General features: G+C 66.9%; 15 protein-coding genes and 1 pseudogene. 9 read left to right on the forward strand and 7 right to left on the reverse strand.

Annotated features, from left to right (window positions below; all coding sequences use genetic code 11):
* Positions 1 to 104 precede the first annotated feature (104 nt).
* From E0W60_RS18540 to E0W60_RS18565, 6 genes are read left to right on the forward strand one after another with little or no spacing between them, the layout of a single operon-like run.
* Entirely contained in the window at positions 105 to 962 is an 858-nt protein-coding gene (locus tag E0W60_RS18540; protein WP_135705186.1) for a branched-chain amino acid ABC transporter permease, read from the forward strand.
* Positions 962 to 1,957, forward strand: coding sequence for a branched-chain amino acid ABC transporter permease (locus tag E0W60_RS18545; RefSeq protein WP_133098294.1), 996 nt, complete (start codon positions 962 to 964; stop codon positions 1,955 to 1,957). The genes E0W60_RS18540 and E0W60_RS18545 overlap by 1 nt, the downstream gene beginning before the upstream one ends.
* Positions 1,954 to 2,730: an ABC transporter ATP-binding protein gene (locus E0W60_RS18550; RefSeq protein WP_133098270.1), complete on the forward strand. Its 777-nt coding sequence runs from the start codon at positions 1,954 to 1,956 to the stop codon at positions 2,728 to 2,730. The genes E0W60_RS18545 and E0W60_RS18550 overlap by 4 nt, the downstream gene beginning before the upstream one ends.
* Entirely contained in the window at positions 2,727 to 3,431 is a 705-nt protein-coding gene (locus E0W60_RS18555; RefSeq protein WP_135705187.1) for an ABC transporter ATP-binding protein, read from the forward strand. The genes E0W60_RS18550 and E0W60_RS18555 overlap by 4 nt, the downstream gene beginning before the upstream one ends.
* A 49-nt stretch (positions 3,432 to 3,480) precedes the next feature.
* Positions 3,481 to 4,764, forward strand: coding sequence for a Zn-dependent hydrolase (locus E0W60_RS18560; RefSeq protein WP_135705188.1), 1,284 nt, complete (start codon positions 3,481 to 3,483; stop codon positions 4,762 to 4,764).
* 20 nt (positions 4,765 to 4,784) lie between these two features.
* The gene (locus tag E0W60_RS18565) at positions 4,785 to 6,275 is read left to right on the forward strand and encodes a M81 family metallopeptidase (RefSeq protein WP_135705189.1); all 1,491 of its coding nucleotides are present in this window, start codon (positions 4,785 to 4,787) and stop codon (positions 6,273 to 6,275) included.
* 128 nt (positions 6,276 to 6,403) lie between these two features.
* Here E0W60_RS18565 and E0W60_RS18570 read toward each other — a convergent pair.
* The 4 genes and pseudogenes from E0W60_RS18570 to E0W60_RS18580 form a co-directional block, all read right to left on the reverse strand.
* Positions 6,404 to 6,928, reverse strand: a pseudogene (locus E0W60_RS18570) (SDR family NAD(P)-dependent oxidoreductase); the annotation flags it as partial.
* Positions 6,811 to 7,206 (reverse strand): LysR substrate-binding domain-containing protein, encoded by a 396-nt coding sequence (locus E0W60_RS37355; RefSeq protein ID WP_205751652.1) that lies wholly within the window; start codon positions 7,204 to 7,206, stop codon positions 6,811 to 6,813. The pseudogene E0W60_RS18570 and the gene E0W60_RS37355, both read right to left, overlap by 118 nt.
* On the reverse strand, positions 7,185 to 7,448 hold the full coding sequence (locus E0W60_RS37360) for a LysR family transcriptional regulator (protein ID WP_205751664.1): 264 nt from the start codon (positions 7,446 to 7,448) through the stop codon (positions 7,185 to 7,187). The genes E0W60_RS37355 and E0W60_RS37360 overlap by 22 nt, the downstream gene beginning before the upstream one ends.
* A 191-nt stretch (positions 7,449 to 7,639) precedes the next feature.
* A complete protein-coding gene (locus E0W60_RS18580) occupies positions 7,640 to 8,569 on the reverse strand; it encodes a LysR substrate-binding domain-containing protein (RefSeq protein WP_133098274.1) in 930 nt (309 codons plus the stop codon).
* A 114-nt stretch (positions 8,570 to 8,683) separates the two neighbouring features.
* Here E0W60_RS18580 and E0W60_RS18585 point away from each other — a divergent pair, with 114 nt between their 5' ends.
* The 3 genes from E0W60_RS18585 (at position 8,684) to E0W60_RS18595 (ending at position 10,647) form a co-directional block, all read left to right on the forward strand.
* Positions 8,684 to 9,703 carry an aldo/keto reductase gene (locus E0W60_RS18585; protein WP_133098275.1) on the forward strand — a complete coding sequence of 340 codons (1,020 nt, stop codon included), beginning with the start codon at positions 8,684 to 8,686 and terminating at the stop codon, positions 9,701 to 9,703.
* A gap of 32 nt (positions 9,704 to 9,735) precedes the next feature.
* Positions 9,736 to 10,161, forward strand: a complete 426-nt coding sequence (locus E0W60_RS18590; RefSeq protein WP_135705191.1) for an SRPBCC family protein — start codon at positions 9,736 to 9,738, stop codon at positions 10,159 to 10,161.
* Positions 10,162 to 10,428: 267 nt separating this feature from the next.
* Complete coding sequence (locus E0W60_RS18595) at positions 10,429 to 10,647, forward strand: hypothetical protein (protein WP_240745966.1); 219 nt, start codon at positions 10,429 to 10,431, stop codon at positions 10,645 to 10,647.
* A 43-nt stretch (positions 10,648 to 10,690) separates the two neighbouring features.
* On the opposite strand, the gene E0W60_RS18600 is transcribed toward E0W60_RS18595, so the two are convergent.
* The 3 genes from E0W60_RS18600 to E0W60_RS18610 form a co-directional block, all read right to left on the reverse strand.
* Complete coding sequence (locus E0W60_RS18600; RefSeq protein WP_135705192.1) at positions 10,691 to 11,851, reverse strand: MFS transporter; 1,161 nt, start codon at positions 11,849 to 11,851, stop codon at positions 10,691 to 10,693.
* A 23-nt stretch (positions 11,852 to 11,874) separates the two neighbouring features.
* A complete protein-coding gene (locus tag E0W60_RS18605) occupies positions 11,875 to 12,984 on the reverse strand; it encodes an alkene reductase (protein ID WP_135706268.1) in 1,110 nt (369 codons plus the stop codon).
* Between the two features lie 191 nt (positions 12,985 to 13,175).
* The gene (locus tag E0W60_RS18610) at positions 13,176 to 13,493 is read right to left on the reverse strand and encodes a hypothetical protein (RefSeq protein ID WP_133098278.1); all 318 of its coding nucleotides are present in this window, start codon (positions 13,491 to 13,493) and stop codon (positions 13,176 to 13,178) included.
* Positions 13,494 to 13,582: the final 89 nt, after the last annotated feature.

Below are 13,582 nucleotides of genomic sequence, written 5' to 3' on the forward strand. Positions count from 1 at the left end.
CATTGCGCGGGGCCGCCGCCCCGGCAGATAAACACTGAAGCACACCGAAGCACCATGCCGCGCAGTTCCGCGCGGCGTGGCGGCTTCCTACATCCGTACGACTCATGAACGTCTATCTGTTGCAGGTGATCAACGGCGTCGGGATAGGCATGCTCTACTTCCTGCTGGCGGTAGGACTGTCGATCGTTTTCGGCCTGTTGCGCTTCGTCAATTTCGCGCATGGCGCCTTCTATGCGCTGGGTGCCTACCTCTGCTTTCAGGCTCTGCAGATCGGGATGAACTTCTGGGTGGCGCTGGTACTCGCACCGATCGTCATCGGCGCGCTGGCCTGGTTGACCGAGAAGCTCATGCTGCGCCACGTCTATGCGCAGCCGCACGAGTTCCACATCCTGGTCACGGTTGGCCTGGCCCTGGCCATCCAGGAGCTCATCATCGTCGGCTGGGGGCCGCTCGGCGTCGACGTGCCGCCGCCGGATGCGCTGCAGGGCGTGGTGATGTGGGGCGACTTCGTCTATCCCAAGTACCGCCTGTTCGTGATCGGCTTTACCGGCCTGCTCGCCATCGGCCTGTGGTGGCTGCTGGAAGGCACGCGCCTGGGCAGCGCGGTGCGCGCGGGCAGTGAATCCACCGAGATGGTGTCGCTGCTCGGCATCAACGTGTTCCGCCTGTTCAGCCTGATGTTCGCGCTCGGCGCCGCCACTGCGGCGATCGCCGGCGTGCTGGCCGCACCGATCCGCGGCGCCGAGCCGTTCATGGGCGTCGAGGCGCTGGGCGTGGCCTTCATCGTGGTCGTGGTAGGAGGCATGGGCAGCTTCACCGGGGCGCTGGTGGGCGGCTTGCTGGTTGGCGTGGTGCAGAGCCTGATGAGCACGCTGTGGCCGGAAGGCGCGCGGCTGATGATCTATGTCGCCATGGCCGCGGTGCTGCTGCTGCGTCCGCATGGCTTGCTGGGGAGGGGATGATGGCTACGCAGAAACAAGGGTTCTTGCGCTACCGCTTCTGGTGGCTGGCACTTGCCGTCACGCTGCTGCTGCCGCTGACCATGCGCTCCGGCACGCTTGCCACTGAAGTGCTGATTTACGCGATGGCCGCCATGGCGTGCAATCTGCTGCTCGGCTACACCGGCCTGCTGTCGTTCGGTCAGGGGATCTTCTTCGGCCTGGGCAGCTATGCCGTGGGGCTGGCGCTGACCCGCGCAAGCCTGCCGATGCCGCTGGCGCTGCTGCTGGCGATCGCGATCGGCGCGTCGGCGGCGGCGCTGGTGGGCTGGTTTGCGATCCGCCAACGCGGCACCTACTTCGTGATGCTGACGCTGGCGTTTGCGCAGATGTTCTACTTCCTGGCCTATACGGCGCCCGGCATCACCGGCGGCGACAACGGCCTGCTGGACATCCCGCGACCGCCCTTGTCCATAGCCGGTAATGCGCTGGTGCCGCTGGCATCGCCGTGGCAGTTCTATGGTTTCGTCGCGGTGCTGTTCCTGGCGGTCTTCCTTGCGGTGCTGCGCGTGACCGAGTCTGTGCTGGGCCGCACGCTGCTGGCGATCCGCGACAACGAAGAGCGTGCCTTGGCTGTCGGCTACAACGTCAAGGCGTTCAAGCTGCTGGCGTTCATGGTTTCCGGCGCGGTCACCGGGCTGGCCGGCGCGCTGCACGCCATGCTCACCGGCATCGCGCCGCTGACCAATATCGACTACCACGCCAGCGAAATGATCCTGGTGATGACCGTGATCGGCGGCACCGGCAACATCTTCGCGTCAGTGCTGGGCGCCGCCTTCTATGTGCTGCTGGCCGACTGGCTGTCCACGCTGTGGCCGCGCTGGCTGATGCTGCTCGGTTTCCTGCTGATTGCTGTCAGCCTGTTCATGCAGCGCGGGCTGTGGGGGCTGGGTGCCACGGTATGGGATCGCCTGCGCGGCGTACGCCGCGCGCCCGTCACGCAGGAGGAACGCGCATGAGCATTACCACCACCCCCATCCTTGAAGCCACCGGCATCGTCAAGCAGTATGGCAAGTTCATGGCGCTGGGCGGGGTCGACCTGCGCGTGATGCCGGGCACGATCCATTCCGTGATCGGCCCCAACGGCGCCGGCAAGACCACGCTGTTCCACATGCTGACCGGCACGAAGGAAGTCAGCGCGGGCCGGATCGTCTTCGACGGCAAGGACGTCACGGCAGAAGCCGACTACCAGCGGGTCCAGCGCGGTATCGCGCGCTCGTTCCAGGTCACCAGCCTGTTCCCGAGCCTGCCGGTGCGCGAGAACCTGCGCCTCGCCGCGTTGGGCACGTCGCCGCGCAAAGCCATGAGCGGATGGCGTTTGCCGGTTGGTGAGCTTGCCTGCGGCGGGATCGTCGACCAGGTGCTCGAACGGCTGGAACTGACGCGCGTCGCCGATAGCGCAGCGGGCGTGCTGTCACACGGCCAGCAGCGGCGCCTGGAGGTCGGCATGGCGCTGGCCGCGCGTCCGCGCGCGATCTTCCTGGACGAGCCGACGTCGGGCATGGGTGTCGACGATCTCGGCGCGATGAAACGGCTGATCCGCGGGCTGGCCGCAGACCACACAGTCGTGCTGATCGAACACAACATGGACATCGTCATGGATATCTCAGACACCGTCACGGTGATGCAGCAAGGCAAGGTGCTGATGGAAGGGCCGCCCGCAGTCGTGCGCGGCGACCCGCGCGTGCGCGCCGCCTATCTCGGCAACATGATTACCGGAGGCAAGGGATGATGCTCGACGTACAAGAGATACATGGCTACTACGGCAAGAGCCATGTGCTGCAAGGCGTATCGCTGGCGGTCGGCGAAGGCGAACTGGTGACGCTGCTGGGGCGTAACGGCGCAGGCAAGTCGACCACGCTCAAGGCCATCTCCGGCATCGTCCAACCCCGGGGCGGGCGTGTCATCTTCCGCGGCCGGGACGTTGCCGGCATGGCGCCGCACCGGATTGCCGCCGAAGGCCTGTGCCTGGTGCCCGAGCACCGCGGCATCTTCAAGCTGCTGACGGTGGAAGAAAACCTCAAGCTGGCCGCGCGCAGCGGTTCGCCGTGGCAGTTGCAGGATATCTACCGCATCTTCCCGCGCCTGCGCGAGCGGCGCGGCAATGGCGGCGCGCAGCTGTCCGGCGGCGAACAGCAGATGCTCGCCATCGGGCGCGCCATGATGAACCATCCGCGCCTGCTGATGCTCGACGAGCCGGTCGAAGGGCTGGCACCGGTGATCGTGGAAGAGATCGTGGCGCAGCTCAAGGTCATCAAGGCGGCCGGCGTGCCCATCCTGCTGGTGGAGCAGAACCTCGAGGTCTGCACGCAGCTGGCCGACCGCCACGTGATCATCGAGCAGGGCAGGGTGGTCTACACCGGCAGCAATGATGCGTTCCGCGCCGATGAGGCGGTCAAGGACCGCTATCTCGGCGTCGGCCTGGCGGCCTGAAACGGCATCATGCAGGCCGCAATGCCGGCCGACCGATACAAGGAATGACATGACGACTTTGCAAGCTGCGCGCGCGGCAGCGGCGGCCGCCGGCGCGCGCGCCGACCTGCGCATCGACGGCGAGCGCCTGTGGGACACCCTGATGCGCCTGGCCACCATCGGCGCCACGCCCAAGGGCGGCGTATGCCGGCTGGCGCTGACAGACCTGGACCGCCAGGGCCGTGATTTCTTCGTCGCCGAGGCCAAGGCGGCCGGATGCGCGATCCGTGTCGATGCCATCGGCAATATCTTTGCGCGGCGCGCCGGGCGCGACGATGCCTTGCCACCGGTGATGACCGGCAGCCATATCGACACCCAGCCGACCGGCGGCAAGTTCGACGGCAACTACGGTGTGTTCGCCGGCATCGAAGTGCTGCGCACGCTCGCTGACGCCGGCATCGTCACCGATGCCCCGCTCGAGGTCGCGGTCTGGACCAATGAGGAAGGCTCGCGCTTCGTCCCGGTGATGATGGGCTCGGGCGCGTTCATCGGAGAGTTTGCGCTGGCGGACGTGCTGCAGCAGCGCGACCGCGATGGCATCTGCGTCGGGCAGGCGCTGCAGGCCATCGGCTATGCCGGGCCGGAGCCGGTCGGTGCGCGTCCGGTCGGCGCGTACTTTGAAGCGCATATCGAGCAGGGGCCGGTCCTGGAGGCAAACGACACGACCATCGGCGTGGTCACCGGCGCGCTCGGACAGCGCTGGTACGACGTAGTGCTGACCGGGATGGAAGCGCATGCGGGTCCCACGCCGATGGCGCTGCGCAAGGATGCGCTGCTGGCGGCGTCGGAGCTGGTGACCATCGTCAACCGCATCGCGCTCGACCATCCCCCGCACGGCCGCGGCACAGTCGGTTGCCTGGCCGTGCATCCCGATTCGCGCAACGTCATCCCCGGCAAGGTGACGATGACGGTGGACCTGCGCGCCGGCGACGACGCGGTGCTATCCGCGATGGACGCGGCGCTGCACGGGGAGGTTGCCGCATTGGCGGCGCGCAGCGGCATCGCCATCGATCTGCAGCAGGTGGTGTACTTTCCGCCGCAGCCGTTCGATGCGCGACTGGTGGAGGCGGTACGAGGCGGCGCGCGGCGGCTCGGCCATTCCGCCATGGAGGTGATCAGCGGCGCTGGCCATGACGCAGTCTACCTGGCCCGCGTCGCCCCGGCCGCGATGATCTTCGTGCCGTGCAAGGACGGCATCAGCCACAACGAAATCGAAGACGCGAGGCCCGAGCACCTTGAGGCCGGCTGCAACGTGCTGCTGCACGCCATGCTCGATGCCGCCACGCGGCAATGACAACCGAACGGACTGCCCCAATGAAGATCCTGATTGCCCGACTCAATCACGAGACCAATACCTTTTCACCGGTGCCAACGCCGCTAGCGTCGTTCGCGCCGGCCTATGGCGACGCCGCCTATCGCGCCGCCAAGGGCACTCGCACGGCCGCTGCGGCCTTCATCGACCTGGCCGAGGCCGCCGGCGCCGAAATCGTGGTGCCGGTGATCGCTGGGGCCAACCCGAGCGGACGCGTCGCCGCTGCCGCCTACACGCACCTGTGCGACACCATCGTCGCAGCCGCCGACGGCTGCGACGCGGTGATGCTCGACCTGCATGGCGCAATGGTGGCCGAAAACAGCGACGACGGCGAAGGCGACCTGCTTCGGCGCCTGCGCGGCGTGCTACCGCATGCACCGATCGCGGTCGCACTCGACCTGCACGGGAACATCACGCAGACCCTTGTCGACCATGCCGACATCGCGGTCAGCTTCAAGACCTACCCGCACGTTGACATGTATGAAACTGGCGCGCATGCCGGCCGACTGCTGCTGGACATGGTCGCCGGGCGCGTGCGCCCGGTCATGGCGTGGCGGCGCCCGCCGCTGATCACGCACACCTTGCGCAGCCGCACCGACGAAGGCGCCATGCAGCGCGCCGTGGCGCTGGCGCGCGAGGCCGAGCGGGACGGCATGCTGGCGGTGTCGGTGCTGGCCGGTTTCGGCCTGGCCGATATCGCCGCGCCATGCCTGAGCGTCATTGTGGTTGGCGACGGCGACCCTGCCAGGGCCGACAGGGTCGCCCGCCGGATCGCGGAGCAGGCGTGGGCAGAGCGCGATGCCTTTGCCTACCAGGCGGAGCCGCTTGCCAGTTCCATTGCACGCGCGGCACAGCTTGCCGACAGCGCAGACAGTGCGGACGCACGACCGGTGCTGCTGCTCGATCATGGCGACAATTGCATGTCCGGCGGCACCTGCGACAACATGGCGGTGCTGCACGAGGCACTGGCGCAAGGACTTACCGGCATTGCAGTCGGGCCCGTATGCGACCCGGAGGCGGTGGCAGCGCTGGTGGATGCCGGCGTCGGGGCCAGCATCACGCTGCCGGTCGGCGACAAGGTGCCGTTGCCCCAACTGGATGTCTATCCCCGGGCCAAGCCGCTGACCGGCAAGGTTGCGGCGATCAGCGACGGCGAGTACATCATCACCGGGCCGACCTATACCGGGCAGCGCATCCGCATGGGGCGCACCGCCTTGCTCGATATCGGCGCAGCGCAGGTGATCGTGACCGAAACCCCGCAAGAGCACTGGGACATGGGGATCTTCACCCATATCGGCATCGACCCGCATCGGGCGCGGTTCCTGCTGCTGAAGTCGCGCATATATTGCCGTCCGGTGTTCGTCCCGATCGCCAAGGCGGTGGTCGAGTGCGACGGGGAAGGCGTCACCAGTTCGCGCTACGATCGCTTCCCGTTTCGTCAGGTCAGCAGGCCGGTCTATCCGCTCGACGACTCAGCTGCCTGGGCAGGCTAAGGCAGCGCTAGGTCAGCGCACACATTGAGCTGGTTTCGAAACAGGTGGCGGTCTGGCTCTCCGGCCTGACTCCTTGTCGGTGTCACGGGGCGGCCTTGAGCCACAACGACCGCCGCTCGACGGTGGTGCGCCAGTCCCGCCACAAAGCCCGTCAGGCCGGAGCGCGCGCCGTTGGAGAGGCCCAGCACGTCGATCGGTGCCTTGACCGCGCCGCTGGTGATGTTGATGATGCGGCCCCACTTGCGCGCGATCATGCCGTCGACGGTGGCCTTGATCAGGTCGATCGGCGTCAGCATATTGGCGTTGAGCGCGGCCATCCACGTGTCGCGGTCCCAGTCGCGGAAGTTGCCCGGCGGCGGGCCGCCGGCGTTGTTGACCAGGATGTCGAGATCGCCGAGCCCGGCCACCGCGTCCAGCGCGGCGGCGCGGCCCTCGGGCCTGGTGATGTCGGCAGCCACGGCGACCACGCGGTGGCCATGGCGCGCACGGATGTCGCTGGCGGCTTGCTCCAGCGCATCGGCGTTGCGCGCCACGATTAGGGCTGCAAACGTCGACGCGGTCTCGATCGATAGCGTGGCACGCCGATGCCGGCATCGGCGAGCGTGCGCTCGAGCGCGAACCGCATCGGCGTGTTGACAGGGTAGGCTACCCATGACGCCTCCGCGAGGTCGCGCAAGGTCAGCGTCTTCCTGCAGGTGAGGGGGTGCGCGCGCGCGGCCACCACCGCAAGCGGCTCGGATTCGAGCGGCACGCAGTCGTAAGCTTCCGGGCGCCGGCTGCCGCCGCGGCGGCAGATGGCGAGATCGACGCGCCCCTCGTCGATCAGTGCCAGCAGGCTGGTGCTGGTCCCCTCCACGATCCCGATCGAAAGATGCGGCTGACGATGGCGCAGGTCGGTCAGCGCACGGGTCAGCAGCGGCACCGCGCCCATGATGACGCCGACCGCAAGGTGGCGCCGTGTCCCTGCGTCAGGGCAGTGACCTCGGCGTGCAGGTGTTCCAGGTCGCCGTAGATCAGGCGCGCATAGCGCGTGACGCAGCGCCCGAGATCATTGGCGACCAGCCCTTTCGGCTGCCGTTCGAACAGCGGCATGCCGAGGATGTCCTCGATCTCGCGCAGCACCTTGGTCGCGCCGGGTTGCGAGATGGCGATTTCCTCGGCCGCCTTGTGCAGCGAGCCATGGTTCTCTAGCGATCAACAGCCTTAACTGCTTGAGGCGAAGACGCGATGCAATGTTGGCGAGGGAAGGAACAGCCAGCGGCTTCATGGCAACGACAGGACCGAAAGCCGACACTATAGCTTTTTGCGGCATTGGACGGCGGTCGTCTGCACCTTCTCAGATCACCTCGGGGAGCGACGGCGCGTCAGCCCGCCTCCACCGTTGCGATCTCCGGTACCACACTGCTCGCCTGCAGCAACAACGTCTTGCGGAAGATCTCCACCAGCGGCCGGAGGTTGACCTTGTGCCACGCCGCCCACAAGGGCGTGCGGTAGCTGAACCACGACAGTTCGTGCAGCACCACGCCCTTCGGTGCCTGGTGGCGCAGGCTTTGCTGGATCGTGGTCACGCCCAGTCCCGCGGCCACGAGCCCCAGGGCCGCCAGCGGCTCGGTCGCCTCCATCGTGATGGTCGGCGTGAAGCCGGCTTTGGCGCAAGCCGCGATGAACGTGTCATGCCGCAGCGCGGTTTCCTGGTGCATCACGCCGATCCACTTCTGCGCAGCGAGGTCGTCCGGGGTGAGCTGCTCCGCCCTGGCAAGCGGGTGGCCTTCGGGCAGCGCCAGCAGCATCGGGTCATTGAGCACCTGTGCGGCCTCGAGATCCGGATCGTCGGGCGGCGGCGGCTCGCACACGAGTGCGATATCCAGGCTGCGCTGGCGCAGCCCCTCTAGCTGGGCCGCCGACTGCTGGTTGTACAGCGCGATGTGCACGGCGGGCCGGTCCTGGCGCAACTCGCGCAAGGCGTTCGGCAGGATGCCGGAGTGCATCGCGTATTCCAGGTAGCCGATGCACAGGCCGCCTTCGTCGCCGCGCCCGAGCCGCCGCGCCAGCGATTCGAGCCGGTTGGCATGCGTCAGGAAGGCGCGGGTCTCGGCCAGGAACGTGCGGCCGTCGCGCGTGAGCCGGATGCGTTGCTGGGAGCGCTCGAACAACACCAGCCCGAGCTTTTCCTCGAGCTGGGCAATCTGCCGGCTAAGTGGCGATTGGGAGATATGGAGCCGTTCGGCGGCGCGTCCGACGTGCTCGTCTTCGGCCACGGCCACGAAATAGTGAAGTTGGCGGATATCTAGCATGTCCAGTCCTGAATTTCAGACCTCTAGGGAATCAAGTCTTTCAAATTCTGTCTTGGACAGACTTAACTTGCAACCCTAGACTGCCTTCACCCCAACTTAATTTGTGGAGCAGTCATGAGCATCAAGGACAAACTGGCCGGCAACGTGCTCGGCTTTGGTACCGCCCCGCTGGGCAATATGTTCCGCGACATCCCGGAAGCGGAGGCGCAGGCCACCGTGGACGCGGCCTGGGCGCAAGGCGTGCGCTACTACGACACCGCGCCGTTCTACGGCGCGGGCCTGGCCGAAATCCGGCTGGGCGAAGCGCTGTCCCGGCACCCGCGCGACGAATACGTGCTCAGCACCAAGGTCGGCCGCCTGATCCTGGACGAAGTCGAAGACGCCAGCGCGCGGGCGCTGGGCGAGAAAAGCGGCCTGTTTGCCGCCGGCCGCCCGAACAAGCTGGTCAACGACTACTCGGCGGACGCCACGCTGCGCTCGATCGAGGACAGCCTCAAGCGGATGAAGGCCGACCGCCTCGACATCGTGTGGGTCCACGACATCGCCCAGGACTTCTACGGCGACGAGTGGCTGGCCTATTTCGAGACGGCCCGCAAGGGCGCTTTCAAAGTGCTGACCCGGCTGCGCGAAGAGGGCGTGATCAAGGCCTGGGGCCTGGGCGTGAACCGCGTCGAGCCGATCGAACTGACGCTGGACCTGACTGAAGTGCAGCCGGACGGCTTCCTGCTGGCGGGCCGCTATTCGCTGCTCGACCACGAGCGCGCGCTGCAGCGCCTGATGCCGAAGGCCGCGGAGCGCAAGACCGAGATCGTGGTCGGCGGCCCGTACAGCTCGGGCATCCTGGCCGGCGGCTCGCACTTCGAGTACCAGAAGGCGCCGCCCGAGATCATCGACAAGGTCGAGCGCATCAAGGCGATCGCGCAACGCCACGGCGTCAGCATCAAGGCCGCCGCGCTGCAGTTCGTGCTGGCCAACCCGGCGGTCGCCGCCGTGATCCCGGGGGCAAGCCGGCCCGAGCGCATCGCCGAGGACACCGCCGCGCTGAAGGCGGTCATTCCCGCCGATTTCTGGCGCGAGCTGCGCGAGCAGCACCTGGTTGCGGCAAATGCACCGCTGCCTGGCGACAGCAACTGATCCGGGACCACATTCGATTCAAGGAGTCCATCATGGCACAAGCTTCTGCAACGATCACGCTGCCGGTAGCACCGGACCGCGTCTGGCAACTGATTGGCGGCTTCGATTCGCTGCCCGACTGGCTGCCGTATATCCCCAAGAGCGAACTGAGCGAGGGCGGCCGTGTGCGCAGCCTCGTCAACCCGGACGGCGACGCCATCGTCGAACGTCTCGAGGCCTTTGACCAGGGCGCGCGCAGCTACACCTACTCGATCCTGCAGGCGCCGTTCCCGGTCTCCGGCTACCGCTCCACGCTGCGCGTGGTCGGCATCGACGGGGACCAGGCATCGCGCGTCGAATGGTCTGGCCAGTTCACGCCGGCAGGCGTGAGCGATGACGACGCATCGCGGCTGTTCGAGGGCATTTATCGGGATGGCCTCAAGGCACTGGAGGCAACGCTGGCCGGGGCGGCATCATGAGAGGGCTGATGGCCTTGTCGCTGGCTTTCGCGGTCATGTTCGGCACGTCGGGGCTTGCGCAGGCGGCGGTTGGCGTGCCTGGCGAAGGGTGCCTTCTGTTCCAGTATGGCGAGTAAATCCGTGGGATGGCGCGCCGTCGCGCCACCTGCACTGCACCCCGTCAGCCGGAATCCGGCTGACGGGGTGCAGTGCCATTACGACGGCATCTTCATCAGGCCGTTATCGATGGAGAGCCGATTCGCATCGATGGCGCGAGGCTGGGCAAGGATGGGCACACCGTCCGGCTTGCCCGCCAACCTGAATCAGACGTCGAGGGAGGCGGTCGAGTTTGCCGAGGCGCTGATGCTGTCAATCGGCCAGAGCGTGGTCCATGTGCACAAGGAGATCGAAGGATTCGTCCTCAACCGGCTGCAGGCTGCGCTGCTGTGGGAAGCCTGGGCGCTGCAGCGCGACGGCGAGGCAAGCTGCGTGCGGCGTCCTGCGTGATTGCTGCCTGCTCTCTCACAGGACAGGGACGCTCGCACAGCGCTCACGAAGCGAACAGCGCGCGCCTGTCTGCCCGGCTGAGCCACACCACCAGGAATCCCGCCGCAGCCAGCAGGCCGCCAGCGACCGGCACCGCGCTGTAGCCGAGGTCCAGGCTGATGACCCCGCCACCGAGTGCTGCGCCCAGGGCATTGCCGAGATTGAACGCGCCGACGTTGATCGACGAGGCGAGTCCCGGTGCCTCCGCCGCGGCTTCCATCACCCGCATCTGCACCGGCGGGACGACGGCGAAGGTCGCGGCTCCCCAGGCAAGTAGTCCAAGGGCCGCGGTGACGTGGTGGGAGAGGGCGAAGGGGAGCACCAGCATGATGATGGCGAGCGCCGACAGGACGATCTTCGTTGCGCCATCGAGCGACCAGTCCGCGAGCCGTCCTCCCACGTGGTTGCCGACCGTGAAGCCAACGCCGATCAGCACGAGCGAGAGCGTCACGAAGGTGTCGGATGCGCCGGTGAGATCGGCAAGCACCGGCGCGATATAGGTGTAGAGCGTGAACATGGCGCCCGCGCCCAGCACCGTTGTCGCCATCGCCAGCAACACCGGCGGGCGGGTGAGCACGGCCAGTTCCCGGCGCACATTGGGCGGGGTGCCGCGCTCGCCCTGCGGCAGCGCCAGCCAAAGCGCGGCAATGGCGAGCAGCCCCAGCACAGCGGTGCCGGCGAACGCCAGGCGCCAGCCGACCTGCTGTCCGATCCAGGTTGCCGCGGGCACGCCGCCGATATTGGCGATGGTCAGTCCCATGAACATCGTTGCCACGGCGCTGGCCTGCTTCTCCTTCGGCACCACGCTCGCGGCCACCACGGCCCCGAGGCCGAAGAAGGCGCCATGGTTGAGGCTGGTGACGAGGCGCGACGCCAGCAGCGTGGCGTATCCCGGCGCGAGCGCCGACAGCAGGTTGCCAACGGTGAAGATGGCCATCAGCGCCATCAGTGCGGCGCGCTTGCCGAAGCGGCTGAACAGCAGGGTCATCACCGGCGCGCCGACCATCACGCCAACCGCGTACGCGGTAATCAGCATCCCCGCGGTGGGGATGCTGACGTCGACGCCTTCGGCGATCACGGGGAGCAACCCCATCGGGGCGAATTCGGTGGTGCCGATGCCGAAGGCGCCGATGGCGAGCGCTAGCAGTGCGGTATTGGATTTCATCGTGGCAGATCCTGGCAGGTGCCTTACGCTGCGGCCTTGCCGTCGTAGGCGGGATAGTCGGTGTAGCCTTCGGCGCCGCCGCCATAGTGGAGCGCGCGATCGGACATGGCCAGGGGCCAGTCGTTCTCGAGGCGTGCGACCAGGTCGGGGTTGGCAATGAACGGCTCGCCGAATGCCGCAATGTCGATCAGGCCATCGGCGATGAGGCCATCGGCGCGTGCGCGCGTCATGCCTCCGGCAAGGATCAGCACGCCCGTGAATCGGCTGCGGAACTTTGCAAGGAAGTCACCTGGCGTGGCCGAACTGCCGCGCGTGCTCTGATCCATCAGGTGGACGTAAGCGATATTGCGCCTGGAGAGTTCATCGGCGAGATGGAGATACGTTTCCTCGAGCTCGGGGTAGGCGGCCATGTCGCCGAGGCCGCCATAGGGCGACAAACGGATGGCCGTGCGTCGCGCACCGATCCGCGCCGCGACCGCGTCGATGGCTGCAAGGGCGAAACGGGTGCGGCTCTCCACGGTGTCGCCGCGGAATTCATCGGTGCGATCGTTCACCGTCGGGTTCAGGAACTGCTCGATCAGGTAACCATTGGCGCCGTGCAGCTCGACGCCGTCGAAGCCGGCCTCCATGGCATTGGCGGCGGCCTCGGCAAAATCGGCGATCACACCATAGACTTCACCGGTCGTCAGTGCGCGGGGCGCGGACACATCGACCGCACCCGGCGTGCCATCGGCGGTGTAACCCCAGGCCTTGGTGTTCTTCGCGGTCTGGCCGGTGGCACTGACCGGCTGAATGCCACCGGGCTGGATCGAAACATGGCTCACACGGCCGACATGCCAGAGCTGGGTGAAGATCGTGCCGCCCTTGGCGTGGACGGCGTCAGTGACCTTGCGCCAGCCATCGACCTGTTGTGGTGTGTACAGGCCAGGGTTGAACAGGAAGCCCTGGGCGCTGGGCGATATCACCGTGCCCTCGGTCACGATCAGGCCGGCGTCGGCGCGCTGGCTGTAGTAAAGCGCGTTGAGGTCGTTGGGAACCCCGTCCGGATTCCGGGAACGGGTCAGCGGCGCCATGGCGATCCGGTTAGCGAGCTGGCGCTCGCCCATGGTAAAGGGCTTAAACAGGAGACTCATTTTGGGACCTTGATCAGGGAGGGGGGCGGCCACCGGGGTAGTGGCGGCGCGCTCGGTAAGTTCGTCGATGGACCGCAGTTTGCGCGGTTTATATTTGTTGATTAAGCCGTGTATGGGTCAAATACTTTTGATTTCATATCAAATGTCAGGACCCGTCGGACCAGGCACAGGTGCCCGCGATGACTCGGCGCTTATGCCGAAAAGTGCTCACCGGACCCATTGGCGCCGCGAGCCCCTTCTGAATAGGGATCGCGCGGGCTGTTGCCGCGCGCACCGTCCAGGTAGGGGTCGACCTTGCGGGTGGCAATGTAGCCATCCCGATTGGTGATCCTGGCGCCATCGGTGTAGCCGTCCCGGTTGCTGATGCGGGCGCCGTCGGTGTAGGCGTCACGAGGCGTGTCCACGCGGAACGCGTTGCCGGCGGTTTCCGGCTGGGCGGCTGCGTGGGCCACGCCGGCAGTCAGGGCGGCGGCCAATGTGATGGCCGCGAGGATGGTCTTTGCTTGCATGATGCTCTCCTGTTTAGTCCGATCGGCCGGGCAACCTTTGGGTTTGGTCGCAGGGCCAGTCTGTCATCGAGATGGCAGCTTTTAAGTGA

Origin of the sequence: Cupriavidus oxalaticus, from assembly GCF_004768545.1 — a bacterium.
Taxonomy (GTDB): Bacteria; Pseudomonadota; Gammaproteobacteria; order Burkholderiales; family Burkholderiaceae; genus Cupriavidus; species Cupriavidus oxalaticus_A.